Origin of the sequence: Bradyrhizobium sp. WYCCWR 12699 (genome assembly GCF_032144035.1) — a bacterium.
Taxonomy (GTDB): Bacteria; Pseudomonadota; Alphaproteobacteria; order Rhizobiales; family Xanthobacteraceae; genus Bradyrhizobium.
The window spans coordinates 468,992-492,962 of the sequence record NZ_JAVTJN010000030.1; the positions used below are offsets into that span (position 1 = coordinate 468,992).

The 23,971-nt window shown below is 65.6% G+C and carries 19 protein-coding genes; 6 read left to right on the forward strand and 13 right to left on the reverse strand.

Annotated elements, in window-relative coordinates:
- Positions 1–165 precede the first annotated feature (165 nt).
- Together bla and RPS27_RS13000 are read left to right on the forward strand one after the other, a co-directional pair.
- Complete coding sequence (bla, locus tag RPS27_RS12995) at positions 166–1,023, forward strand: class A beta-lactamase (RefSeq protein ID WP_313754065.1); 858 nt, start codon at positions 166–168, stop codon at positions 1,021–1,023.
- 46 nt (positions 1,024–1,069) lie between these two features.
- The gene (locus tag RPS27_RS13000) at positions 1,070–2,677 is read left to right on the forward strand and encodes a Na+/H+ antiporter (RefSeq protein ID WP_212064978.1); all 1,608 of its coding nucleotides are present in this window, start codon (positions 1,070–1,072) and stop codon (positions 2,675–2,677) included.
- A 9-nt stretch (positions 2,678–2,686) separates the two neighbouring features.
- Here RPS27_RS13000 and RPS27_RS13005 read toward each other — a convergent pair whose 3' ends face one another.
- The 6 genes from RPS27_RS13005 to RPS27_RS13030 all read right to left on the reverse strand — a co-directional run bounded on the left by RPS27_RS13005 (position 2,687) and on the right by RPS27_RS13030 (position 8,811).
- Entirely contained in the window at positions 2,687–3,502 is an 816-nt protein-coding gene (locus RPS27_RS13005) for an N-acetylmuramoyl-L-alanine amidase (protein ID WP_212064977.1), read from the reverse strand.
- Between the two features lie 3 nt (positions 3,503–3,505).
- Positions 3,506–4,843 carry a Rieske 2Fe-2S domain-containing protein gene (locus RPS27_RS13010; protein WP_211415413.1) on the reverse strand — a complete coding sequence of 446 codons (1,338 nt, stop codon included), beginning with the start codon at positions 4,841–4,843 and terminating at the stop codon, positions 3,506–3,508.
- A 146-nt stretch (positions 4,844–4,989) separates the two neighbouring features.
- The gene (locus tag RPS27_RS13015) at positions 4,990–5,886 is read right to left on the reverse strand and encodes a TauD/TfdA dioxygenase family protein (protein ID WP_212064976.1); all 897 of its coding nucleotides are present in this window, start codon (positions 5,884–5,886) and stop codon (positions 4,990–4,992) included.
- A gap of 144 nt (positions 5,887–6,030) precedes the next feature.
- Entirely contained in the window at positions 6,031–7,314 is a 1,284-nt protein-coding gene (gene ispG, locus RPS27_RS13020) for a flavodoxin-dependent (E)-4-hydroxy-3-methylbut-2-enyl-diphosphate synthase (RefSeq protein ID WP_194405024.1), read from the reverse strand.
- Between the two features lie 12 nt (positions 7,315–7,326).
- On the reverse strand, positions 7,327–8,280 hold the full coding sequence (locus RPS27_RS13025) for a DMT family transporter (RefSeq protein ID WP_211415411.1): 954 nt from the start codon (positions 8,278–8,280) through the stop codon (positions 7,327–7,329).
- A 36-nt stretch (positions 8,281–8,316) separates the two neighbouring features.
- On the reverse strand, positions 8,317–8,811 hold the full coding sequence (locus RPS27_RS13030; protein ID WP_194405026.1) for a Fur family transcriptional regulator: 495 nt from the start codon (positions 8,809–8,811) through the stop codon (positions 8,317–8,319).
- Between the two features lie 157 nt (positions 8,812–8,968).
- Between RPS27_RS13030 and RPS27_RS13035 the strand changes: the two genes are divergently transcribed.
- Genes RPS27_RS13035 through RPS27_RS13045 form a run of 3 tightly spaced genes read left to right on the forward strand, consistent with a single transcriptional unit; the run spans position 8,969 to position 12,200 of the window.
- On the forward strand, positions 8,969–9,451 hold the full coding sequence (locus RPS27_RS13035; protein ID WP_194405027.1) for a MarR family winged helix-turn-helix transcriptional regulator: 483 nt from the start codon (positions 8,969–8,971) through the stop codon (positions 9,449–9,451).
- Complete coding sequence (locus tag RPS27_RS13040) at positions 9,444–10,613, forward strand: HlyD family secretion protein (protein ID WP_212064975.1); 1,170 nt, start codon at positions 9,444–9,446, stop codon at positions 10,611–10,613. The genes RPS27_RS13035 and RPS27_RS13040 overlap by 8 nt, the downstream gene beginning before the upstream one ends.
- A gap of 30 nt (positions 10,614–10,643) precedes the next feature.
- Positions 10,644–12,200, forward strand: coding sequence for an MDR family MFS transporter (locus RPS27_RS13045; protein WP_212064974.1), 1,557 nt, complete (start codon positions 10,644–10,646; stop codon positions 12,198–12,200).
- Positions 12,201–12,368: 168 nt separating this feature from the next.
- On the opposite strand, the gene RPS27_RS13050 is transcribed toward RPS27_RS13045, so the two are convergent.
- The 6 genes from RPS27_RS13050 to pcaF all read right to left on the reverse strand — a co-directional run bounded on the left by RPS27_RS13050 (position 12,369) and on the right by pcaF (position 19,133).
- Positions 12,369–13,460, reverse strand: a complete 1,092-nt coding sequence (locus RPS27_RS13050) for a phosphotransferase (RefSeq protein WP_212064973.1) — start codon at positions 13,458–13,460, stop codon at positions 12,369–12,371.
- A 48-nt stretch (positions 13,461–13,508) separates the two neighbouring features.
- The gene (locus tag RPS27_RS13055) at positions 13,509–15,197 is read right to left on the reverse strand and encodes a methyl-accepting chemotaxis protein (RefSeq protein WP_212064972.1); all 1,689 of its coding nucleotides are present in this window, start codon (positions 15,195–15,197) and stop codon (positions 13,509–13,511) included.
- Between the two features lie 262 nt (positions 15,198–15,459).
- The gene (gene pcaG / locus RPS27_RS13060; protein WP_212064971.1) at positions 15,460–16,062 is read right to left on the reverse strand and encodes a protocatechuate 3,4-dioxygenase subunit alpha; all 603 of its coding nucleotides are present in this window, start codon (positions 16,060–16,062) and stop codon (positions 15,460–15,462) included.
- Positions 16,063–16,764, reverse strand: a complete 702-nt coding sequence (pcaH, locus tag RPS27_RS13065) for a protocatechuate 3,4-dioxygenase subunit beta (RefSeq protein ID WP_212064970.1) — start codon at positions 16,762–16,764, stop codon at positions 16,063–16,065.
- Between the two features lie 127 nt (positions 16,765–16,891).
- The gene (locus tag RPS27_RS13070) at positions 16,892–17,785 is read right to left on the reverse strand and encodes a dioxygenase (RefSeq protein ID WP_212064969.1); all 894 of its coding nucleotides are present in this window, start codon (positions 17,783–17,785) and stop codon (positions 16,892–16,894) included.
- 139 nt (positions 17,786–17,924) lie between these two features.
- Positions 17,925–19,133: a 3-oxoadipyl-CoA thiolase gene (gene pcaF / locus RPS27_RS13075; RefSeq protein ID WP_212064968.1), complete on the reverse strand. Its 1,209-nt coding sequence runs from the start codon at positions 19,131–19,133 to the stop codon at positions 17,925–17,927.
- 216 nt (positions 19,134–19,349) lie between these two features.
- Between pcaF and mutS the strand changes: the two genes are divergently transcribed.
- Positions 19,350–22,088, forward strand: a complete 2,739-nt coding sequence (mutS, locus tag RPS27_RS13080; protein ID WP_212064967.1) for a DNA mismatch repair protein MutS — start codon at positions 19,350–19,352, stop codon at positions 22,086–22,088.
- Between the two features lie 141 nt (positions 22,089–22,229).
- On the opposite strand, the gene RPS27_RS13085 is transcribed toward mutS, so the two are convergent.
- Positions 22,230–23,906: a PAS domain-containing methyl-accepting chemotaxis protein gene (locus RPS27_RS13085; RefSeq protein WP_212064966.1), complete on the reverse strand. Its 1,677-nt coding sequence runs from the start codon at positions 23,904–23,906 to the stop codon at positions 22,230–22,232.
- Positions 23,907–23,971: the final 65 nt, after the last annotated feature.

Consider the following 23,971-nt stretch of genomic DNA (forward strand, 5'->3'; position numbering starts at 1 on the left):
CCGCGACGCGTAAGTCTCTCGCCCCGTCATTGCGAGGAGCTCTTGCGACGAAGCAATCCGGAATCCCTCCACGGACAGACTCTGGATTGCTTCGCTGCGCTCGCAATGACGGCGCGGATGAAGCGTGCGCTATATCTTCCGTCTCTTGTTCCCTGAAAGTCCCCCATGCATCTCGACCGCCGTTCCCTGCTCGCCTCGCTCGTCTGGATGGCCGCATCGCCCGCATTCGCCGCCGAGGCGCCGCCCGAGCTCGAATCCTATGAGCGCGAGAGCGGCGGCCGGATCGGGGTCCATGCCGAGAACCTTGCAACCGGCAGGAAGCTCACCTGGCGCGCCGATGAGCGCTTCGTGATGTGCTCGACATTCAAGGCCTCGCTCGCGGCCTGCGTGCTGGCACGGGTCGATCGCGGCGAGGAGCAGCTCGCGGCCATGATACCCTACGGCAAGGCCGATCTGCTGGACTACGCACCGGTCGCCAAGCAAAATCTCGCGGCGGGCACGATGTCCGTGACCGAGATGTGCAAGGCGATCGTCGAGCTCAGCGACAATACCTGCGCCAATCTGCTGCTGGCACGGATCGGCGGGCCGGCTGCCCTCACGGCATTCTGGCGTTCGATCGGCGATAGCACCTCGCGGCTCGATCATAATGAGCCCGAGCTCAACCGCTCACCGCCGGGCAATCCCCAGGACACCACGACGCCGGCAGCGATGGCGGGGAATTTGCGGCGCCTGGTGGTGGGTGAAGCCCTGTCGCCGGCCTCGCGCGCCCTGCTTACGGATTGGATGGTGAACTGCAAGACCGGCGCGAACCGGCTGCGCGGCGGCCTGCCCGCAAGCTGGACCATCGGCGACAAGACCGGCAACAACGGCAAGGATGCATCGGGTGATATCGCGGTCGTCTGGCCCAAACCCGACACGCCGATCCTGATCACGGCCTATACCCAGGGTGGCACGCCGAATGCGGCGCAGATCGAAGCCGTGTTCGCGCGGATCGGGCGCATGGTGGCCGAGCGGCTAGCGTAAGCCGCGCATTGACGCAGCAGTCGCTTCCGGGTCAAGACAGGCCACTATGGAAGCGAAATTTCAGACCTTTCTCATCCTGCTCGCCGTGCTGGCGGGCACCGCACTTGCCGCGCGCCGCTTCAACATCGCGCCCGCGATCCTGCTGATGCTGGCCGGCGTCGGCCTCGCCTTCGTGCCGGGCATGCCCTCGGTGGAATTGCCGCCGGAGCTGGTGCTGCTGATGGTGCTGCCGCCGCTGATCTACTCGGCGAGCGTCGCCATGAGCTGGCGCGAGTTCCGAAAAAATTTGCGCCCGATCGTGCTGCTCGCGGTCGGCGCGGTGATCTTCACGGCGGCGATGGTGGCGGCCGCGACCCACTACATGATCGGCCTGCCCTGGACCATCGGCTTCCTGTTAGGCGCCATCGTCGCGCCGCCCGACGTGGTGGCGCCGCTCGCGATCGCGCGCCGGCTCAACTTGCCGCGGCGGCTCGTGGTCATCCTCGAAGGCGAAGGGCTCGCCAACGATGCCACGGCGCTGATCCTCTACCGCTTCGCGCTGGCCGCGATCATGGTCGGGCATTTCTCGCTGCCGCTGGCGGCCGGCGAATTCCTCCTCATCGTCGCCAGCGAGATCGCCTTCGGCATCGGCGTCGGTTGGCTCTCCCTCCGCTTCCGCAAATGGTCCGGAGATCCGCAGGTCGAGCTGACGCTGTCGCTGATCACGCCCTACGTCTCCTATTGGCTGCCCGAGCATGTCGGCGGCTCCGGCGTGATCGCGACGGTCGCCTGCGGTCTCTATGTCAGCTGGAACGGCCCGCTGCTGATCTCGTCGGCGACGCGCCTGCAAGGCATCTTCTTCTGGGATCTCGTGATCTACCTGATCGAGGGCGTGCTGTTCCTGCTCACCGGCTTTCAGATGCGCGCGCTCTACGAGAAATCGAAGGCGTTCCCGCTCGACGACATCCTGATCGCGACCGCCGTGGTGCTGGTGATCGTCGTGATCGCCCGCTTCGCCTGGCTCTATCCTGCCACCTATCTGCCGCGGATGCTCAGCAAGTCGCTGCGCGAGCGCGATCCGTCGCCGCCATGGCAGTGGCCGTTCGTGCTCGCCTTCACCGGCGTGCGCGGCGCGGTGTCGCTCGCGGCCGCGCTGGCGCTGCCGTTCACGCTGCCTGGCGGTGAAGCCTTCCCGTATCGCGACCTGATCCTATTCGTGGCCTTCGGCGTCATCTTCGTCACGCTGATCGGCGTCGGGCTCACGCTGCCGCCGGTGGTGCGCTGGCTCGGTGTCGCGCAGGCCGGCCGCGACGAGCATGTCGCCGAGCACGAGGCCGAGATCGCCGCACGCCGCCAGGCGCTCGACGCCGCGCTGAAGTCGCTCGACGCAATGACCGAGGAGAAGGACGTGTCGGACGAGGTCATGCGGCTTCTGCGTGCACGTCACGAGATCCGCACCAACCAACTGCCGGAGTCGCTCGATCCCACCCGCCATGACGTCTCCGCCGCCGGCACCGCGCTGACCCGCGACCTGATCGCCGCCGAGCGCAAATTCATTCACAACCTGCTGCGCGACGGCCAGATCACCGACGAGACACGGCGACGGATCGAGCGCGACCTGGATCTGGAGGAGGCGGGCCTGGCGAACCGGGAGTATCGGGACGTGCCGCTTTAGCGCCGTGAGCTACCGCCTCTCGCAAAACTCCCTCATCGCAGCCGCAACGGCGCCCGCGACCACCTCATGCCGCTCCGCCGAGTTCATCGCCATCTCCTCGTCGCGGTTGATGATGGAGCCGGCTTCGAGCAGCACCGCGGCGCTGCTTGTCCGTGAGAGAACGACGAGCCCGTCATAGCGGTAGACGCCGACATCCTTGTCGAGCAGCTGGCGCCGGTAACGGCCCATCAGCGGCAAGGTGTATTGGCTGGCATAGTGCAGGCCCTGTTCCTTCAACTGCCTGCCGATCATCCGGGCCAGCTTCAGGCTGGTGGCGAAATGCGAATTCTGCTGCGACACGAACAGCGAGTGGCCCGAAAAGCGATCGCTGAAATAGCTCTTCGCGCCGTCGAATTCCCAGGTCTCGAGCAATTTGTCCGGGACCGAATCGTGATGGATCGACAGGAAGAGATCGGCCCGGCCGTCATTCGCGGCACTGACCCGCTTGAACAGGCTCGGCCGCGCCTTGCCGTCGGTGACGAGCAGGCGGGTTGCCGCGAAACCCTCAGCCTTCAGCTTCGCCGTGACGAGGCGCGCGAGAACGAGGTTGAAGCCGAACTCCGGATCATTCCGCGCGCTGAGGGCGCCGTAGGAGTCCGGGGTGTGGCCGACGTCGACGACGATCCGGAACTTCGGCATCTCGCATTTGGCCAGTGATTGGGGCTGCTTCGGCGTGGCCTTGGCGACCTTTCGCGCGGCCGCAGCCTCGCTGCGGCCAACAGGCGCAAGCCACGACAACAGGATCGCGGCGACCAGTCCGGCGATGATGCTGCGCGATTGCCCCACGCGTTACTCCGCCGCTGCGATCCTGGGTCGGCCGACGAAGCCCGCGACGTCGCCAAAGCGTTCCAGCATCACGGCGGGCAGGTCCTTGGACTTGCTGGTGACGCAGGCCCCGGAGCGCACCGCATAGCGATCCTGATGCGCGGCCTGCGGCGGCGGCTCACCCTGCTGGAGCGCGCGGGCCAGATCCATCACGACTTTGCGGAAATGCATGATGCCGAGATCGGTCGGTCCGAGATGCTCGCGGGTGCGGTCGGCGATCGGGCCCTGGCTGTCCTGCACGGCGGCATCCTGCTCGGAGACGCCCTTGATGCCGGTGTAGCTGCGGGTCTTCTGCAGCTTGCGGTCGATCAGGTAGTCGTTGCCCTTGTGGCGCAGCGGCACGTAATTGTCGTCGACCTCCGCGATGACGCCGTTGCCGTGGTCATAGGCGTCGCGCTCGGCCTGCGAGAGCGGCCGTTCCGGATTCCACACATAGGTATAGATCCAGCAATTGGTATCGGTGACGGGCACGAAGGTCTGGCCAAAAATATTCTCGCCCGGCATCGCGCTCGGGGCATAGGCATGGAACGGCATCAGGAACTGCGCGATGCGCCAGTAGATGTTGTCGCCACCGGTGAGCCGGCCGCCGGCGATCGTCAGCCCGGCCTCGTGCGGCGCAACCTTGATCACGGGGCGCGGGTCCTCCGCGATCCAGCGCATGTGATCGCTCGACATCCGCGCGATCGGATTCACAAAATGCTTCTTGATGTCCAGAATCTCGTTCTCCTCCTTGTCGAAGGAGAGATGGGCGAAGGTGAAATGCGCGGTGTCGATCGAGCCTTCCAGGGCCTGCACCCAGTTGCAGTCCTGCCATTTCTTGCTGACGTAGCGGTGCGATTCCGGCAGCAGCGCCATTTCGAGATCGGGCAGCTCGGGCATGGCTTCGAGCGGACCCATATAGGCCCAGATAATCTCGCCCCATTCGCGCACCGGGTAGGACTTGATGCGGATCAGGTCCTTGGCATTGAGATCGGGATAGGAGGTCGGCATGTCCACACAGCGCCCGTCGGTGTCGAACTTCCAGCCATGATAGACGCAACGGATGCCGCACTCCTCATTGCGCCCCAGCCAGAGATTGGCGCCGCGATGCGGGCAGTATTGGTCGATGATTCCGACGACGCCGCGCGTATCGCGGAAGGCGAGCAGCTCCTCGCCGAGCACGACGATCTTCTTCGGCTCGCCGTCGGGCTCGGAAAGTTCTTCCGAGAGCAGGACGGGAATCCAGAAGCGGCGCAGCAATTCGCCCATGCCCGTTCCGGGGCCGGCCTCGGTCAGGAATTTATTGTCCTCTGCGCGAAGCATGAAGAAGCCTCCCGATTTGTTTTTTGGGAAGATTGGCGCGGGAGCAGGAGGACGTCAACGCAAGAACGAAGCACTTGTCCCCCGACGCGGCGCGGCGTGAAATGAGGCTGAAGCAGCGCTGCGCTGCGTCCGGGGCACAAGCAGCCCTACACCGGCCGCTCGCCCTTCACCGTCACGCGCGTGCCGGAGCGCGTATGCGGCCAGTAGTCCCACATCGCGCGGTGCTGGGTGCAGCGGTTGTCCCAGAACGCGATGGCGTTCTCCGTCCAGCGGAAGCGGCACTGGAACAGCGGGTTCTCGGCGTGCTGGTAGAGATAGGCCAGCATCGCATCGCTCTCGTCGCGCGGGATGCCGTTGATGTGGCGGGTGAAGCCGCGGTTGACGTAGAGCGCCTTCTTGCCCGTGACCGGATGGGTTCGCACCACGGGATGCTCGGCTTGCGGATAGGAGGGACGATCGGCGACGCCGTAATTCGCATAGAGCCCACGGTAGATCGGCTCGCCGTCGTGCAGCGCGGTGAGGCCGTCGAGATAGGCCTTCATGCGGTCCGACAAGGCTTCGTAAGCCGCATACATGTTGGCGAACAGGGTGTCGCCGCCGCGCGGCGGGCATTGCTTGATGTAGAGGATCGAGCCCATCGGCGGCTCGAGATCGCAGGACACGTCCGAGTGCCAGCCCTCGCCATTGGCACGCGGCGAGTTCTTGTCGGCGTAGATTTTCATCAGGGCTGGGTCTTCGTCCTCGTGCGGCGCTGCGGGGTGAAAATGCAGCTCGCCGAACTTGCGGCCGAAGGCGAGGTGCTGCTGCGGCGTGATGTGCTGGTCGCGGAAGAAGATGACGAGGTTTTCGGCGAGCGCGCGGTGGATCTCGTCCATTTGCCGGTTGGAGCGCGCGTCGCCATCAACCAGCGAGCCGATGTCGATCCCGGAGATTTCCGCGCCGATGATCGGCGTGAGCTTTTCGACTGCAATGGTCTCGTAAGGCGCGCCGTCCTCAGCCGTGTGGCGATAGCGCGGACCCTGCTTGCCGGCGAGTAAGCTCATGGCGTGTCTCCCGATCATTGTTGATTGGGAGCCATCGTAGCAATGTAGGGCGGGTTCGCGAAGCGTAACCCGCCACTTCGCGTCCGCAAAAAATAAGGCGGGTTACGCTGCGCGAACCCGCCCTACGATTCAATGTTGAGGCGCCTACTCCGCCGCGGTCACCGGCACCTTGGCGCCCTGTCCGTAGCGCTGGTCGATATAGTCGATCACCAGCGCCTTGAAGTCGGCGGAGATGGTGGGGCCGCGCAGCGTGCGGAACTTCTTGCCGTCGACGAACACGGGCGCGGCCGGGGCTTCGCCGGTGCCCGGCAGGGAGATGCCGATATTGGCGTGCTTGGATTCGCCGGGGCCGTTGACGATGCAGCCCATCACCGCGACGTTGAGCTCTTCCACGCCGGGATATTTCGTCTTCCACGCCGGCATCTCGTCGCGGATGAAATCCTGGATCGAGCGGGCCAGCTCCTGGAACGTGGTCGAGGTGGTGCGGCCGCAGCCGGGGCATGCCGCGACCAGCGGCACGAAGGTGCGGAAGCCCATGGTCTGCAGCAGCTCCTGGCCGACCTGCACTTCACGGGTGCGGTCGCCGCCGGGCTCCGGCGTCAGCGAGATACGGATGGTGTCGCCGATACCCTGCTGCAAGAGGATGCCGAGCGCCGCCGAGGACGCCACGATGCCCTTCGAGCCCATGCCGGCTTCGGTGAGGCCGAGATGGATGGCGTAATCGGAACGGCTGGCGAGGTCCTGATAGACCGCGATGAGATCCTGCACCGCCGAGACCTTTGCGGAGAGGATGATGCGGTTCTTGGGCATGCCGAGCTCTTCGGCGCGCGCGGCCGAGAGCAGCGCGGATTGCACCATGGCCTCGCGCGTCACCGCGCGCACGTCGCGCGGATTGGCGGAGGCGGCGTTCTCGTCCATCAGCTTGGTCAGGAGCTCCTGGTCGAGCGAGCCCCAATTGGCGCCGATGCGGACCGGCTTGCCGTTCTTGTTCGCGATCTCGATGATGTCGGCGAACTGGGTGTCGCGCTTGTCCTTGAAGCCGACATTGCCGGGATTGATGCGGTACTTGGCGAGCGCCTCGGCGCAGGCCGGATAGGCCGCGAGCAGCTTGTGGCCGATATAGTGGAAGTCGCCGATCAGCGGCGTCGTGATCCCGCGCTTGGCGAGGCCGTCGCGAATGTGCGGAACGGCGGCCGCGGCTTCCTCGCGGTCCACGGTGATGCGGACCATTTCGGAGCCGGCGCGCGCGAGCGCTGCGACCTGGGCAATGGTACCGTCGATGTCGGCGGTGTCGGTGTTGGTCATCGACTGCACGACGATCGGCGCACCGCCGCCGACGGCGACGTCGCCGACCTTGACCTGGGTGGTACGATGGCGCGGTGCGGGTCCCGCGAGATCGGAATCGATGGTGGTTTCGGGCTTGTTCATGGGGTCCAAATATCAGGTTTTGGTGACGTTCAGCAATGCATCAGCTGGCGCCGCAGCCGTTTGGCTCGGACGGTTAACCAGAAAAAGCCCAGCAATTACAAGGACAGCAGCCGCCCCGAACGCCAAGCTTAGGGTGTCGTGCATGATGAAATAGCTACCCACCACGCCAAACAAAGGGGTGATGAAGGTAAAAGCCGACAATTTGCTGGCCGAATAGGCCTTCACCAGAGCGAACCAAAGCGTGAACGTGGTTCCAACCACCCAGATCGCCTGGAACGCCATCAGGCCGAGCGAGAGCGGCGCCGGGGTGTGGGTGATGGTCTCGCCGAACAGCCAGGCCGCCAGCCCCAGGATGGGGATCGAGGTGGCGACCTGATAGCCCAGCGCCTTCTCCGGCGCAGCGAATCGCAACCGCGTGCCCTTGGCCACCAGCGTCGTCGCCGCCCACAGCGCGGCGCCACCGACGATCATGAGGTCCCCGAGCAGCACATGTGAATCGACATTGGGCTGCGGCACGCCGATTGCGAGCGCGACGCCGGCAAAGCTGATGGCGAGGCCCAGCCATTGCGAGGCGCCGAGCCGCTCGCCGAGCACCTGGTAGGAGCCGAGCGCGACGAAGAACGGCGCGGTGTAGAGGAACACCACCGCGCGCGAGGCGGAGGTGAGGCGCAATCCCTGGAAGATCAGCACGAATTCGATGCCGAACATCAGCCCGGCGATCAGGCCCGGCTTCCACGTGCGGTCGTTCTCGAAGAATTTGACGCCGCGAAGCGTGCCGATGATGAACAGCACCGGCAGCGCGCCCGCCGAGCGGATCGTGGCCTGGAGCATCGGCGGGATGTCCGGCAGCACCAGCTTCACCGCGATCTGGTTGAACCCCCAGGTCAGGCACAGCATGAGCATCAGGGCGATGGCGCCGGCACTGAGGGGGCGTGCGGCGGATAGGTTGGCTTGGGTTGCGGACATGTCTTCCTGAAAATCCGGCTTTGCGCCGTTGTTGCTTCAAGCAGCTTTCTGACAATGGGTGCAGACGCCCGTGATCTCCACCACGGACAATTTGGGAGCAAAGCCCGAGCTGCGCGCCGCGGCATTGAGATCACCGGCGAAGGAAGCCGAGGGAATCTCGCCGACCAGGCCGCAGCGCTCGCAGATCAGGAACGCCACCGCCGAGGTCGCGTCATGGTCGTGGGCGGCGCAGGCGAGGTAGGCATTGCGGCTCTCGATGCGGTGCACGAGGCCGTTGGCCATCAGGAAATCGAGCGCACGGTAGACCGTGATCGGCGCCGGCCGCGGCATCGACTTGGCCAATTCGTCGATCACCTCATAGGCGCCGAGCGGACGGTGGCTGGAGAGCAAGGCCCCCAGCACCTGGCGCCGGATCGGCGTGAATTTCTGCGCGCGCTGCTCGCAGACCTCCTCGGCATGCGCCAGCGCATCCGCGGTACAGCGGCCGTGATCGTGGTCGGGCGCGGGAAAGGCCGTCTTCGCGGGGGTCATGCGACACAGCTTCTAGCATTTCGCCGATGGAACCCAAAGCGCGACGGGCGCGTCGGCTGTCAGCCATGCTCTCATGGCGGGACAGCCACCCGGTAAGCCACCGTGCAACAATCATAAGCTTGCTTATTATATTCCAAGCTTATTGGAGACCAAGCTCATGAGCCGCGGGTCCGTGGACCAGAATTTCCTGTTTACGCTAGGTGAGCTCTACCGCCTGTTGCGCGTCTATGCCGACAAGGAAGCCTCGCGCTTCGGCATCACGCGCGCGCAATGGGCCGTGCTGGCCAAGGTCGAGCGCAGCGAGGGCATGAAGCAGTCGGAGCTCGCCGAGCTGCTCGAGATGCAGCCGATCACGCTGACCCGCCTGATCGACAAGCTCTGCGACAATGACTGGATCGAGCGGCGCAACGACGCCTCGGACCGGCGCGTCAAGCGCCTGCACCTCAAGAAGGCCGGCCGGCAGCTGCTGGGCCGGATGAGCGGCCTGAAGTCGGAGCTCACCGCGAACGCGCTCGACGGCATCAGCCCGGCCGACGCCCACCGTCTCCTGACCCAGCTCGAAACCATCAAGGAAAACGTGCGCAACGCGATCCAGACGTCCGGCGCGGAGCAAGCACGTAAGGAGCAGCGCTATGGCTGACCAGGTCCTCAAGTTCCAGCCCGAGCAGAAGACCGACAGCGGCAAGCCCACCAAGAAAGCCGGCACCGATCCGCGCCGCCGCCTGGTGGCGGGCCTGCGCCGCTATCGCCGCTTCCTGCTGCTGGTCGTGCTGCCGGTTGCCGCCGCCATCGGCGGCCTCACCTTCTACCTGCATGGCGGCCGCTATGTCGGCACCGATGACGCCTATGTCGGCGCCCAGAAGGTGCTGGTGACGCCCGATATCTCAGGCAAGATCCTGAAGGTGGTCGTGAAGGAAGGCCAGTCGGTCAAGCACGGCGACGAGCTGTTCGAGATCGACCCCGTTCCGTTTCGCCACGCGGTGGACGAAGCCAAGGCGCAGCTCGCCCAGGCGCGCACGACCTATGACAACCTCGTCGCCAACATCAAGATCTACGGCGACATGCTCGATCTCGCCCAGCAGGGCATGGATCTGAAGAAGCGCGATGTCGAGCGCAAGCAGGCGCTGGTGAAGAACAATTACGGCTCGCAGCTCGATCTCGACAACGCCTCGAATGCGCTGGTGACCGCCGGCGCGCAGGCGCAATACATCAAGCAGCAACTGTCCAACGCCAAGACGCAGCTGCTCGGCAACGCGGAATTGCCGCTGGAGCAATTCCCGCCCTACGCTCAGGCGAAAGCCAAGCTGGACGATGCCCAGCGCAACCTCGACCACACCGTGCTGCGCGCGCCGATGGACGGCGTGGCGACGCAGGTCGAGCAGATTCAGCTCGGCCGTTTCGTCACCGCGGGCACGCCCGTCTTCTCGATCATCGACGTCGCCCATCCCTGGGTCGACGCCAATCCCAAGGAGAGCGACCTCACCCACGTCACCGAGGGACAGCCCGTCACGCTCGAGGTCGACGCGTTCCCGAACCATGTCTTCAAGGGCAAGATCGGCTCGCTCTCGCCCGGCACCGGCGCGCAATTCGCGATCCTGCCGCCGCAGAACGCCACCGGCAATTTCGTCAAGGTGGTGCAGCGCGTGCCGATCCGCATCTATTTCGACGAGACCGACAAATACGTACGGAAGCTGAAGGCCGGCATGAGCGTCTACGCCACCATCGACACCGGCCATCAGCGCTCGCTCGCGGGCCTGCTCGGCCTGTCGGCGACCGCGAGCCAAGATCAAGATAAAGACTGACCAAGATAAAGACTGACAAGGACTGATCGGATGTCCGGTCCCAATGCCCATCTGATGGTCCCCGGCCTGCGCCGGAACATGGTGACGATCTGCGCCATGACCGCGACCATCATGCAGGCGCTGGACACCACCATCGCCAACGTCGCTTTGCCCTACATGCAGGGCACGCTGTCGGCCTCGCAGGACCAGATCAACTGGGTGCTGACCTCCTACATCGTCGCCGCCGCGATCATGACGGCGCCGGTGGGCTGGATCGCCAACCGCTTCGGCCGCAAGCGCATCTTCATCATCTGCTCGGCCGGTTTCACCATGGCCTCGGTGCTGTGCGGCCTCGCGCAGGACATCAACCAGATGGTGATGTTCCGCCTGCTGCAGGGCGTGTTCGGCGCGGCGCTGGTGCCGCTGTCGCAATCGGTCATGCTCGACTATTACACGCTCCAGGAACGCGCCAAGGCGATGTCGATCTGGGGCATGGGCGTGATGATGGGTCCGATCATGGGCCCCTCGCTCGGTGCCTGGCTGACCGAGACCTATTCCTGGCACTGGGTGTTCTTCGTCAATTTGCCGTTCGGCTTCATCACGGTGCTCGGGCTGATCGTGTTCATGGACGAGACCCGGAAGGATTTCAGCCTCAGATTCGACTGGTTCGGTTTCGCCGCGCTGGCGGTTGCGATCGGCGCGCTGCAGCTCGCGCTCGACCGCGGCGAGCAATTGGGCTGGCTGGAATCCAATGAGATCCTCGCGGAGTTCATCGTCTCGGCCGTCGCCTTCTACTTCTTTCTGGCGCACTCCTTCACGACCTCGACGCCGTTCATCCGCTTCGCGCTGTTCCGGGATCGCAACTTCGTCACCGGCTGCATGTTCATGGTCGTGATGGGGCTCGTGCTGTTCTCGACCATGGCGCTGGCCTCGCCCTACATGCAGAACGTGATCGGCTATCCCATCATCACCGCCGGCCTCTTGCTGGCGAGCCGCGGCTTCGGCACCTTCTTCGCGATGATGCTGGTCGGCCGCATGATGCGCTATTTCGAGGCGCGCACGCTGATCATCTCCGGCCTGACGCTGACCGCGGGCTCGCTGTACCAGATGACGGGCTGGACCGACCTGACCCAGGTACCGGAGATCGTCACCGTCAGCGTCATCCAGGGTTTTGGCTTTGGCCTCGTCTTCGTGCCGCTCTCGACCGTGGCGTTCCTGACGCTCTCGAACGAGCTGCGCACCGACGGCACCGCGATGCTGACCCTGATGCGCAACGTCGCGAGCTCGGTCGGCATCTCCGTCGTCATCGCGCAGCTGACGCAGGGAACGCGGCGGAGCTACGCGATCCTGTCGGAGCACATCAACCCGTTCAACCACGCGCTGCAGATGCCCGACGTCCGTGGCCTGATCAATCTGTCCACCGACGCCGGCCGCGCCATGGCGGACCGGATGGTCAGCGTGCAGGCGCAGATCATCGCCTTCGCGCACGACTACCAGCTAGTGATGCTCTTCATCCTCTGCACCATCCCGCTCGCTCTGCTGATCGGATCGACCAAGGCCACGCTGCGCAAGCAGGCGGCCGGGCCGGAACATGCGGTGATAGAGTAGGCACAGTTTCACGCGATCTCGTGTCCCGGGCGCGGTACAGCGCGGTGTGATGCGCCGCAGAACCGGGACCATTCTGCTGTCGGATCTGGGCCCCGGCTCAGCAGCGCATCACACCGGACGATGCTTCGCATCGCCGGGAGTGCTGCGCTGCGTCCGGGGCACGAGAGATCACCCCAACAACTCCTCGCAGCCCAGATCATCCACCGCCGCGAATATCCGCTCCAGATTATTCCACCAGATCACCGGCGGGATGTTGAAGCTCCACTGCCAGACCGGCCGCGTGATCTGCCAGAGCACCGCCCAGCGGTAGTCGCGATCGAGCGCGCCGCGCGTGTAGCCGGTGATGCCGCTGTCGATCAGCGTGTCGTGATAGAGGTTGAGCAGCGCGCGTTCCAGCGCTTGCCGGCGCTCCGGATACCAATGCATCGCCATCATATAGGCGAGGTCGTGGCTTGGAGCGTTGATGCTCCACAGGTCGAAATCGAAGATGCGCGCGGTATCGGCAACGCCCCCGCGCGGCAGCAGGAAATTCCAGACATGGGCATCGCCATGGGTGATGCTGAGGTGACGGCGCGAGTGGTAGCGCTGGGACAGCCGGTCCGACTGATCGATCAGGCGGCGATAGAGGATACGCCGTTCCTCACTGAGGCGGTCACCGAGAGAATCTGCAAAGCGGTCGTAATGGCCCGCGAAGGTCTCGATGCGCTCCGCACTGTCCTCGGGGCTCGCGAAGGTGCCGACAGTGTCGCCGAGGCCCGGATGGTCCCACCAGGCTGCATGCCAACGTGCGAGCGTGGTGATGATGGCGACCGTCTGCTCGCGCGATGGCGGCAGCGGCCAGGCCGCCGCGACGTCGTGGCTGTCGGTGAGGTCCTCGAGCAGAAGATGCCAGGTGAGACTGTCCTCGTCGAAATGTCCGTCGAAGCAGCGTGGCACGAGTCCCGGCGGCATATTCGGCGCCAGCTGCGTGTAGTACTCCACCTCGCGCCGGCCGCCATTGGCAAGCTTCTCGGCGAACGCGGAGTTCGCGGTCTTCAGGATCAGCGATTGCGGGGCACCCGTGGATTCGCCGACATAGCGCAGGCCAAGCCGGACGATATGGGACACCACGGTGTCGCGCTGGTGCAGCACCTTCACCTCGCGCACCGCGCCGGCATCCAGCACGCCGCCCCGGCGCAGCGCGGCCGTCAGCCGAGCCGGCTCAATGATGTCAGGCAATTGTGGAGATGTCATAACCACGATGCCCCCGTGCCGCTCCATACTGCACGATCACAACCGCCGGCACCAGCGGCAGGCATCGCGCCCGGCTCAAGCCGCGGCGGTCGATTCGCGCACGGTCCTGACCACGACCGACCGGAGCTGTTCGAGATTGGCCGCCATGCCGGCGATCGCCCGCCTGACCTCCTCGGCGCGCTCGTTCACGGAAGCGGCGTCGCGGCTGACATTGCCGATCTTGGCCGAGACCTCCTTGGCGGCCGACGCCGATTCGGAAATCGAGCGCGTGATTTCCCGGGTCGCTGCGTCCTGCTCTTCCATCGCGGCGGCAACAGAGGTGGCGACGCCGTCGATCTCGACGATGTGCCCTCCCATCGTTTCGACGGCATCGACCGCGGCCTGCGTCGAGGCCTGGATCTCGGCAATCAGCCGCGCGATCTCCTCGGTGGATTTGGCGGTCTGGTCCGACAGGGACTTCACCTCGGCGGCGACCACGGCGAAGCCGCGACCGGCCTCGCCGGCGCGCGCCGCCTCGATCGTCGCGTTGAGCGCCAGCAGGTTGGTCTGGCCCGCGATGCCGCCGATGAGGTCGGAGACCTCGGCGATCTTCTTCACCGATCCGGCCAGCGCCTGGATGGTCGAGCGCGCCTGCTCGCGGCCGGCGACCGCCGATTTCGTCACCGTGCTGGTCCGCGCGACCTGGCTTGCGATCTCGCGGATCGAGGCGCTCAGCTCTTCGGCCGCGGCCGAGACGGTCTGCGAGCTGCCGAGGGCCTGGGTGGAGGCCGCCGCGACGGCCTGCGACTGCGCGGAGAGCGAACTTGCGATCTCTGACAGGCTGGACGCAGCCCGCTCCACGCCATGGCTCGCCGCGCTCGCGGTGTCGACCGAACGGCCGGTCTCGCGCTCGACGGTCTCCGCCATCTGGTGCAGGGCGCCGCGCTTGGCGAGCGCCGCCTCCTGCTCCTGGCGCAACTGTTCCTCGCGCAGCCGGGAATTCTCGCCCGCCGCCTGCTTGAACACCAGAAGCGCACCCGCCATCGAGCCGACCTCGTCCTGGCGGTGGGCGAACGGAATGTCGGCGGTGAGATCGCCGGTCGCGAGCCTCTGCATCGTCTCCGTCATGCGCACGATCGGGCGCACCACGCCGACGGCGACGCCGAGCAGGCCCGCGGCAACGAAAGCGAGGACGGCGGCGGAGACGCCGAGGAGGATCCAAAGCATCGAGCTGTCGCGCTCCGCGGCCAGCGTCTCCATGGCGGAATTCTGCTTGTTGGCGCTCTCGACGATGCTGTCGATGACGGCGCGATGGGCGGTGTAGGCATCCTTGAGCTGCGCGTAGATGCGCTCGGACGCAGCTGCGTCCTTGGCCTTGAGCGCCGGCAGGAGCTGGTCGGACGCCTTCCAGAATTTCTGCACTTCGGCGTCGGATTTCGACACCAGCGCCGTCTTCAGGTCGGCCGATAGGCTGGAGGAGACCCAGAATGCCTTGCGCTCGTCATAGTCCTTGCGGAGCTGAACCAGGCGTTCGCCATGGGCCGCCAGTTGATCCGGCTCGCGCATGGCGAGGGTCGCCTCGAGATAGGCCTCGATGACATATTCCGGCGGCGGCAGAATGTCCGCGATGAGGTCGTTGCCCAGCTTGATGTCCGAGTAGAGCGGACCGCCGACCTTGAGCTCTTTCAGGGCGTACAGACTGGTCGAGACCACGGCGGCAAAGCCGATGGCGAGAACGATCCCAAACGCAATGATCGCAGAGGACAACGACAGACGAAATTTCATGAAAAACAATCCGGGGCGGCGTCCAAACTGAGGCCACCCTAGACGAATACGGTAAATACGGAATTGCTTCGCGCCGGAATTGCATCGCGCGATCCCCGCACAAGTACGGGAATTTGGCGTCAATCTATCGGTATTTGAGTCAGTAGAGCTGACGCACAGACCCAAAAGACAGTCGTTCCGGCCCGGCGCGACCCGGCGTCGGCTTCGATGCGCCGAACGAGGAAGACGTGCCGAGGAGCAACCTCCCCGGCACGTATTGCCTTCACACGTCGAAGAACACCGTCTCGTTGTCGCCCTGCAGCCGCAGATCGAGCCGATACACCGGCTTGCCGGCCTCCCGCACGGCGGTGATCGTGGCGCGCCGATCGGCGGGCACCAGCGCCAGCACGGGATCGGCGGCATTGCCGGCCTCGTCGCTGAAATAGATGCGGGTGTAGAGATGCCGCAGCATGCCGCGACCGAACACCGCAAGCAGAATGTGCGGCGCCTGCGGCTTGCCGTCGGGATCCGGCACCGCGCCCGGCTTGACGGTCTCGAATGCGTAATTGCCGTCCTTGTCGGTGCCGCAACGGGCAAAGCCACGGAAGCTCGCATTCGGCAGCGCACGCTTGTCCTGCGGGTCGGCAAAGCGGCCCTGCGCGTCCGCCTGCCAGATCTCCAGCATGCAATCCGGCACCGCGACGCCATCGCCGTCGAACACGCGACCTTCGATACGGACGCGATCGCCCGTGACGTCGGGGGTCAGCGTCGAGTTGATGAACGCGTCGTTCCAGGCGTACTCGCCGGTCGGCGTCAGGCCGTATTTGAAGAACGGGCCGACGGTCTGCGATGGCGTGATCCCATCAGGCTTCCCAGACTGTTGCACTTAATGGTTCTCCATGGGGGTGGCGTTCTTGCCGCGCAGCACGATGTCAAAGCGGTAGCACAGCGCCCATTCGGGCTGGGTATTCTCGAGGTCGAAGGACGAGACCATGCGCGCCCGCGCCTTCTCGTCCGGCACCGAGTTGAAGATCGGGTCGAACGGAAACAGCGGATCGGCCGGGAAGTACATCTGCGTCACTAGGCGCGTGACGAAGGAATGGCCGAACACCGACAGATGGATGTGCGCGGGACGCCAGGCATTGTGGTGATTGCCCCAGGGATAGGCGCCGGGCTTGATCGTCACGAAACGATAATAGCCGGAGGCGTCGCTCACCGTGCGGCCCGCGCCGGTGAAGTTCGGATCGAGCGGCGCCGGATGCTGGTCGCGGACATGGACGTAACGGCCGCAGGAATTGGCCTGCCAGATCTCGACCAATGAGCTCGGTACGCCCCGGCCGTCCTCATCGCGCACATGGCCGTGAACGATGATGCGCTCGCCGATCGGCTCACCGGCATGCTGCGTGGTCAGATCGCTGTCGCCCCCGCGCACGGTCTCATGGCCGTAGACCGGTCCGGTCAGCTCCGACAGCGTATGACGCATCGGGATCAAGGGCTTGTTCGGCGCGCGCTTGATCGAGCTCTTGTAGTCGGGCGACAGCGGCAGCGGATGCGCCTTGTTGCTGTCGGTCGGATAGATGAATGTCATTGGCGAACTCCTCCCCGGCCATTCTCGGTCCGGCCGGTCAACGCTTCCGCCAATCATTATATGACATAACTAATTTGGGGAAGCCGGTTTCGCGGCCCGCCCGCGCGCCGGACTTGGCCTGGGTTGCCTATTTGATCGGCGGCCGCGGCAGCGTGGCCTCGCCGGCTTCGAGCCGATAGGTGTGCTCGAGCGAATACCAGGGCGCGGCAACATCAGGCACTGCCGGATGCGGCGATTCATGGCGGTGGAACTTGCCGATCAGCGCCCGCGTCACGCCGAACTGCACGTCACTGTCGATATGCGGGTCGGCGGGGTCGTAGACCTGCGAGATCAGCGTCTTGAATCCGGGCTTGAAGATCAGGGCGTGCAGATGCGCGGGTCGATAGGGATGCCGGCCCTGCGCGGCCAGCAAGCGGCCGACCACGCCATTGGTCGGGATGGGATAGCCGACCATCATCACCGAGCGGAAGGAGAAGCGCCCGTCCTGGTCGGTCGTGAACTTGCCGCGCAGGTTCATGTCGGCCTGCTCAGGATCCTGGTTCTCGTAGAGGCCGACGGGCGAGGCGTGCCAGACATCGACCTCGGCGCCGGCAACGGGACGGCCGTCCTTGTCGACGACACGGCCGTTCACAAACAGCGGCACGCCGGGGGTCTCGGAGCGCACGATCGACCCGCCATTCTCGACCCGCGGCGAGTTCAGCCGCCAGAACGGCCCGAGCAGCGATTGATCGGTTTCGGTATTGCCCTGATCGCCATTGTTGAGCAGGCACACCAGGGAGGAAACGCCGAGCGAGCCTGCCATCAGCACGACTTCGTTGTGCGTGTCGGTCGAGAGCTTGCCGAGCTCGGCGATAACGGCCGTGGCGTCGCGAAACTCCTTCTCGGTCAGGCGGACGTCGCGGACGAAGGCATGCAGATGCTTGACCAGAGAGAGCATGATCTGGCGCATGCGCGGATCGGAGGTCCGCTCCATCACCGCCAGTGCAGCAGCCGTGACGTCCTGCTCGCGCTCGATGATCATGGCGCCAATCTCTCCCAGCCATTCCGGGGTGGTCCGAAGGACCAAACCCCAGGTGCGCAATTGCGCACCGGGGAATCTCGAGATCCCGGACTCCGTCCTCATCGGGCGGCTCCGGGATGACCGAACGCGAAGCGTTCGGTCAGTTCAGCTTCTCGATCGCGACCGCGACGCCCTGGCCGACGCCGACGCACATGGTGGCGAGCGCCAGCTTGCCGCCGCGCTTTTCCATGCCGTGCACCGCGGTGAGCGCGAGGCGCGCGCCGCTCATGCCGAGGGGGTGGCCGAGCGCGATGGCGCCGCCATGCGGATTGACGAAATCGGCGTCATCGGCGACGCCGAGCTGGCGCATGCAGGCGATGCCCTGCGAGGCGAAGGCCTCGTTGAGCTCGATCAGGTCGAAATCGCTGATCTTCTTGCCGAGGCGCTCCATCAGCTTGCGGGTCGCGGGCACCGGGCCGATGCCCATGATGCGCGGCGGCACGCCGGCCGAGGCCAGGCCGAGGATGCGCGCGCGCGGCGTCAGGCCGTGCTTCTTCACCGCAGCCTCTGAGGCCAGGATCATCGCGGCAGCTCCGTCGTTGACGCCCGAGGCGTTGCCGGCCGTCACCGTGCCGGGATTGCGCACGATCGGCTTCAGTTTTGCCAGACCTTCCAGCGTGGTCTCGGGACGCGGATGCTCGTCCTTGTCGACCGTAACAGGACCGGCTTTGCCGCCAGGAATCGTGATGGGCGTGATTTCCTCCGCGAAATAACCCGCCGCGATCGCCTTGCCGGCGCGCTGCTGCGAGCGGATGGCGAAGGCGTCCTGGTCGGCGCGCGAGACCTGGAATTCCTCGGCAACGTTCTCGCCGGTCTCCGGCATGGCATCGACGCCGTACTGCGCCTTCAGCAGCGGATTGATGAAGCGCCAGCCGATCGTGGTGTCGAAGATCTCGGCCGAGCGCGAGAAGGCCTCCTGCGCCTTGCCCATCACGAAGGGCGCGCGGGTCATCGACTCGACGCCGCCGGCAATGGCGAGCTCGATCTCGCCGGAGCGGATGGCGCGGCCCGCGGCACCGACCGCATCGAGGCCGGAGGCACAGAGGCGGTTCAGGGTCTGGCCGGGAACCGAATCCGGCAGGCCCGCGAGCAGCAGCGCCATGCGCGCGACGTTGCGGTTGTCCTCGCCGGCCTGGTTGGCGCAGCCGAAGAAGACTTCGTCCACCTGCGCCCAGTCGAGATTGGGATGCTTGGCCATCAGCGCCTTGATCGGGGCGGCGGCGAGATCGTCGGCGCGCACCTTGGCGAGCGAGCCGCCGAAGCGGCCGATCGGGGTCCGCACGGCATCGCAAATAAAGACGTCACGCATCGTTGTTCTCCCTGAATGCCGCGGTTCGGCCCAATTTCTTCAATGTCGGCGGAGTTTTAGGAGGGCGCCCGCGGCAGGTCAATTGACTGATACACGCGTGTTCCGAGGGGGCTGCACGCCGGCCACGCATGCCGCAATGCGGACAACGTGGAAAACCCGCTCCTAGCGGCCAAAGCGATAGGAGCAGGTGCCGAAATTTTGTAGGTTGCGCCGCCCATGACGATGCAACAGCCGATACCCGTCCCGCCCGCCGACGAAGCGCCCGCAGCGCCGGCGGAAGCCGCCGCGCGCGTCACGCCGATGATGGAACAGTACCTGGAGATCAAGGCGGCGCACCAAGGTCTCTTGCTGTTCTACCGGATGGGCGATTTCTACGAATTGTTCTTCGAGGACGCCGAGATCGCCTCCCGGACGCTCGGCATCGTCTTGACCAAGCGCGGCAAGCACCAGGGCGCCGACATCCCGATGTGCGGCGTGCCGGTCGAGCGCTCCGAGGATTACCTGCACCGCCTGATCTCGGCCGGCCACCGCGTCGCGGTCTGCGAGCAGACCGAGGATCCCGCCGCTGCGAAAGCGCGCGGCAACAAGAGCGTGGTCCGCCGCGGCGTGGTCCGGCTGGTCACGCCGGGCACGTTGACCGAAGACAATCTGCTCGACGCGCGTGCCAACAATTACCTGCTCGCGATCGCGCGCGCCCGCGCCTCCGGCGGCGGCGATCGCTTCGGCCTTGCCTGGATCGACATCTCGACCGCCGAATTCATGGTCACGGAATGTTCGGGCGGCGAGCTCGCCGCGACGCTGGCGCGCATCAATCCGAACGAGGCGATCGTCACCGACGCACTCTATAACGACAGCGAGCTCGGACAGACCCTGCGCGAGCTGCCGGCCGTGACGCCGCTGACCCGCGATGTCTTCGACGGCGCCACCGCCGAGAAGCGGTTGTGCGATTATTTTGCGGTCGCGACCATGGACGGGCTGGCGCAGCTGACGCGGCTCGAAGCCACGGCGGCAGCAGCAGCCGTCACCTATGTCGACCGCACCCAGGTCGGCAAGCATCCGCCGCTGTCGCCGCCCGCGCGTGAAGCCTCGGGCGCGACCATGGCGATCGATCCCGCCACCCGCGCCAATCTCGAGCTGACGCGGACGCTTGCCGGCGAACGTCGCGGCTCGCTGCTCGACGCGATCGACTGCACCGTGACCTCGGCCGGCTCGCGCCTGCTGGCGCAGCGGCTGGCGGCGCCGCTGACCGATGCGCCCGCGATCGCGCGGCGGTTGGATGCGGTCAGCGCCTTCGTTACAGACCCGGCGGCGCGCGAAGACATCCGCAGCATCTTGCGCGGCGCGCCCGACATGTCGCGATCGCTGGCCCGTCTCTCGGTCGGCCGCGGCGGACCGCGCGATCTCGCCGGCATCCGCGACGGCATCATCGCCGCGGACCAGGTGCTGGCGCGGCTCGGTGAGCTCGACCAGCCGCCGCAGGAGATCGCCGCAGTGATGGCGGCGCTGCAAAGGCCGTCGCGCGAGCTGGCGGCCGAATTTGCCAGCGCGCTCGACGAGCAGCTGCCGCTGATCAAGCGTGACGGCGGCTTCGTCCGACAGGGCTATGAGCCCGCCCTCGACGAGGCGCGAAACCTGCGCGACGCCTCGCGCCTGGTGGTGGCCTCGATGCAGGCTCGCTACGCCGACGCGACCGCCGTCAAAGGCCTCAAGATTCGCCACAACAACGTGCTCGGCTATTTCGTTGAGGTCACCGCACAGCACGGCGACAAGCTGATGTCGGCGCCGCTGAACGCGACCTTCATCCACCGCCAGACGCTGGCGGGGCAGGTGCGCTTCACCACGTCGGAACTAGGGGAGATCGAGGCCAAGATCGCCAATGCCGGCGATCGTGCCCTTGGACTGGAGCTCGAGATTTTCGAGCGCCTGTCCGCGAAGGCCATGGCGATCAGCGACGATCTGCGCGCCGCCGCCCATGCGTTCGCCTTGCTCGACGTTGCAACGTCGCTCGCCAAACTCGCGGTCGACGATCACTATGTGCGACCCGACGTCGACGACTCCCTCGGCTTTGCGATCGAAGCCGGCCGCCACCCCGTGGTCGAGCAAGCCCTGAAGCGCAATGGCGAGCCGTTCATCGCCAATGCGTGCGATCTGTCACCGGCGCCTGGCCAGAAGTCCGGCCAGCTCTGGCTGCTCACCGGTCCCAACATGGCCGGCAAATCGACGTTCTTGCGCCAGAATGCGCTCATTGCCCTTCTTGCTCAAATCGGCAGCTTCGTGCCGGCGGCGCGCGCGCGGATCGGCATCATCGACCGCCTGTTCTCGCGCGTCGGCGCCGCCGACGATCTCGCGCGCGGCCGCTCCACCTTCATGGTGGAGATGGTCGAGACCGCGGCGATCCTGAACCAGGCCGGCGAGCGTTCGCTCGTGATCCTCGACGAGATCGGTCGCGGCACCGCGACGTTCGACGGCCTCTCGATCGCCTGGGCCGCGATCGAGCATCTGCACGAGAGTAACCGCTGCCGCACGCTGTTCGCGACGCATTATCACGAGCTGACCGCGCTCTCGGCCAAGCTGCCGCGGATGTTCAATGCCACCGTGCAAGTGAAGGAGTGGCAGGGCAATGTCGTGTTCCTGCACGAGGTGCTGCCGGGCTCGGCCGACCGCTCCTACGGCATCCAGGTCGCAAAACTCGCCGGCCTGCCGTCCGCGGTGATCACGCGCGCGAAATCCGTGCTCTCCAAGCTGGAGGCGCAGGACCGCGGCCAGACCGCACGCGCGCTGGTGGACGATCTGCCGCTGTTCGCCGTGCCCTCGCGCGCCGCGGCGGAAGCCGCGCCGCCGAGCGAGACCGAGTTGCTGATGGAAGCGGTGAAGGCGCTGCACCCGGACGAGATGTCGCCGCGCGAGGCGCTCGATGCGCTCTATGCGCTGAAGGCCAAGCTGCCGAAGCAGTGAAAGGAACGGTCATTCCGGGATGGTCCGGAGGACCAGACCCCAGGTGCGCAATTGCGCACCGGGGAATCACGAGTTTCTCAGCTGCGCAATTGCGCACCATAGTTCGATGCTGCGGATCGCCCCGGGATGACTCGAGGGAAACTACGCCCTCGCCGCGATCGCGGCCGCTTCGGCCGCGGCGCGCTGCATGCTGGTCGACATCTCGTTCGTCACCGTGCTCTGCTCCTCGACGGCGGCCGCGGTCGATGTTACGTATTCGCTGACATTGTTGATCGCCTGCTTGATCGAGCCGAGCGCGCTGACGACATCGCCGGAGATACCATTGAGGCTGCCGATCTCCTGGCCGATCTTGTCGGTCGCCTGCTTGGCCTGGTTGGCAAGGCTCTTCACTTCGGAGGCGACCACGGCAAAGCCGCGGCCGGCTTCACCGGCCCGGGCGGATTCGATCGTGGCGTTGAGCGCGAGCAGGTTGATCTGGCCGGTGATGCTGTTGATCATCTCGACGATGCCGCTCATCGACTGCGCAGCCTCGGTGAGGCGCTGCGCCTGCGCGTCGGCGGAGGCGACCTGGTCCACCGCGCTCATCGCGGTCTCGCGGGATTTGGTCATCGCCTCGGAGATCTCCCGCACCGAGGCGTTCAGCTCCTCCGAACCCGCCGCGACCGATTCCATCATGCCGCGCACGCGCTCGTTGCCCATCCGGACCAGCACCTGCTTGGTGACGTCGGTGGCATATTTGACGACCTTGAACGGCTTGGCATTGAGATCGAGGATCGGATTGTAGGACGCCTGGATGTAGACCTCCTTGCCGCCCTTGCCGATGCGCTTGTATTCGGCCGCCTGGTACTGACCGCGGTTGAGCGCCGCCCAGAATTCGCGATAGGCAGAGCCGTCGCGCTCGCTGGGCTCGACGAACATGCTGTGATGCTTGCCCTTGATCTCGGCCAGCGAGTAACCGAGCGCGCCGAGGAAGTTGGCGTTCGCGGTGATGATCGTGCCGTCCATGTTGAACTCGATCACGGCCTGCGCCTTGTCGATCGCCGCGATCTGACCGGCGAGATCCGCGTTTTTCAGCTTCTCGGCAGTCACGTCGGTCGCGAACTTGACGACGCCGTAGGGCTTGCCCGCCTCGTCGAGCAGCGGATTGTAGGACGCGAGAATCCACACCTCCTTGCCGCCCTTGCCGATGCGCTTGAACTCGCCGGCCTGGTAGTCGCCGCGGTTGAGCGCGGCCCAGAATTCACGATAGGCCGCGCTGTTGCGGTCGGTCTCGGCCACGAACAGGCTATGATGCTTGCCCTCGATCTCGGACAACGAATAGCCGAGCGCCTTGCAGAAATTCTCGTTGGCGGTGACGATGGTGCCGTCGAGCCTGAACTCGATCACGGCCTGGGCGCGGCCGATGGCGGCGATCTTCGAAGCATCGGTCATGCTCCGCATCTTCTTCGCGGTGATGTCGGTCGCGATCTTGGCGACCATCACCGTCTTGCCATTGCCGTCGAGTACCGGATTGTAGGCTGCCTCGATCCAGACTTCGCGGCCGCCTTTCGCGATCCGCTTGAACTCGCGCGCCTGACTCTCGCCACGGTTCAGCGCGGCCCAGAACGCCTTGTACTCGGCGCTGTCGCGCTGGTCGGCCGGCACGAACATGGAGTGATGCTTGCCCTGGATCTCGCCAAGCTGATAGCCGAGGGCGTCGAGGAAGTTCTTGTTGGCCGTGATGATCGTGCCATCCAGATTGAATTCGATCATGGCCTGGGAGCGGCCGATCGCATCGAGCCGCGCTTGCGCATCAATCTGGGACTTGCGACCGAACATCAAAGAATCTCCATCTCGAAATGACGTGGACAGCTCTTGGGGGAAGCGACTCTCGCGGCGAAACA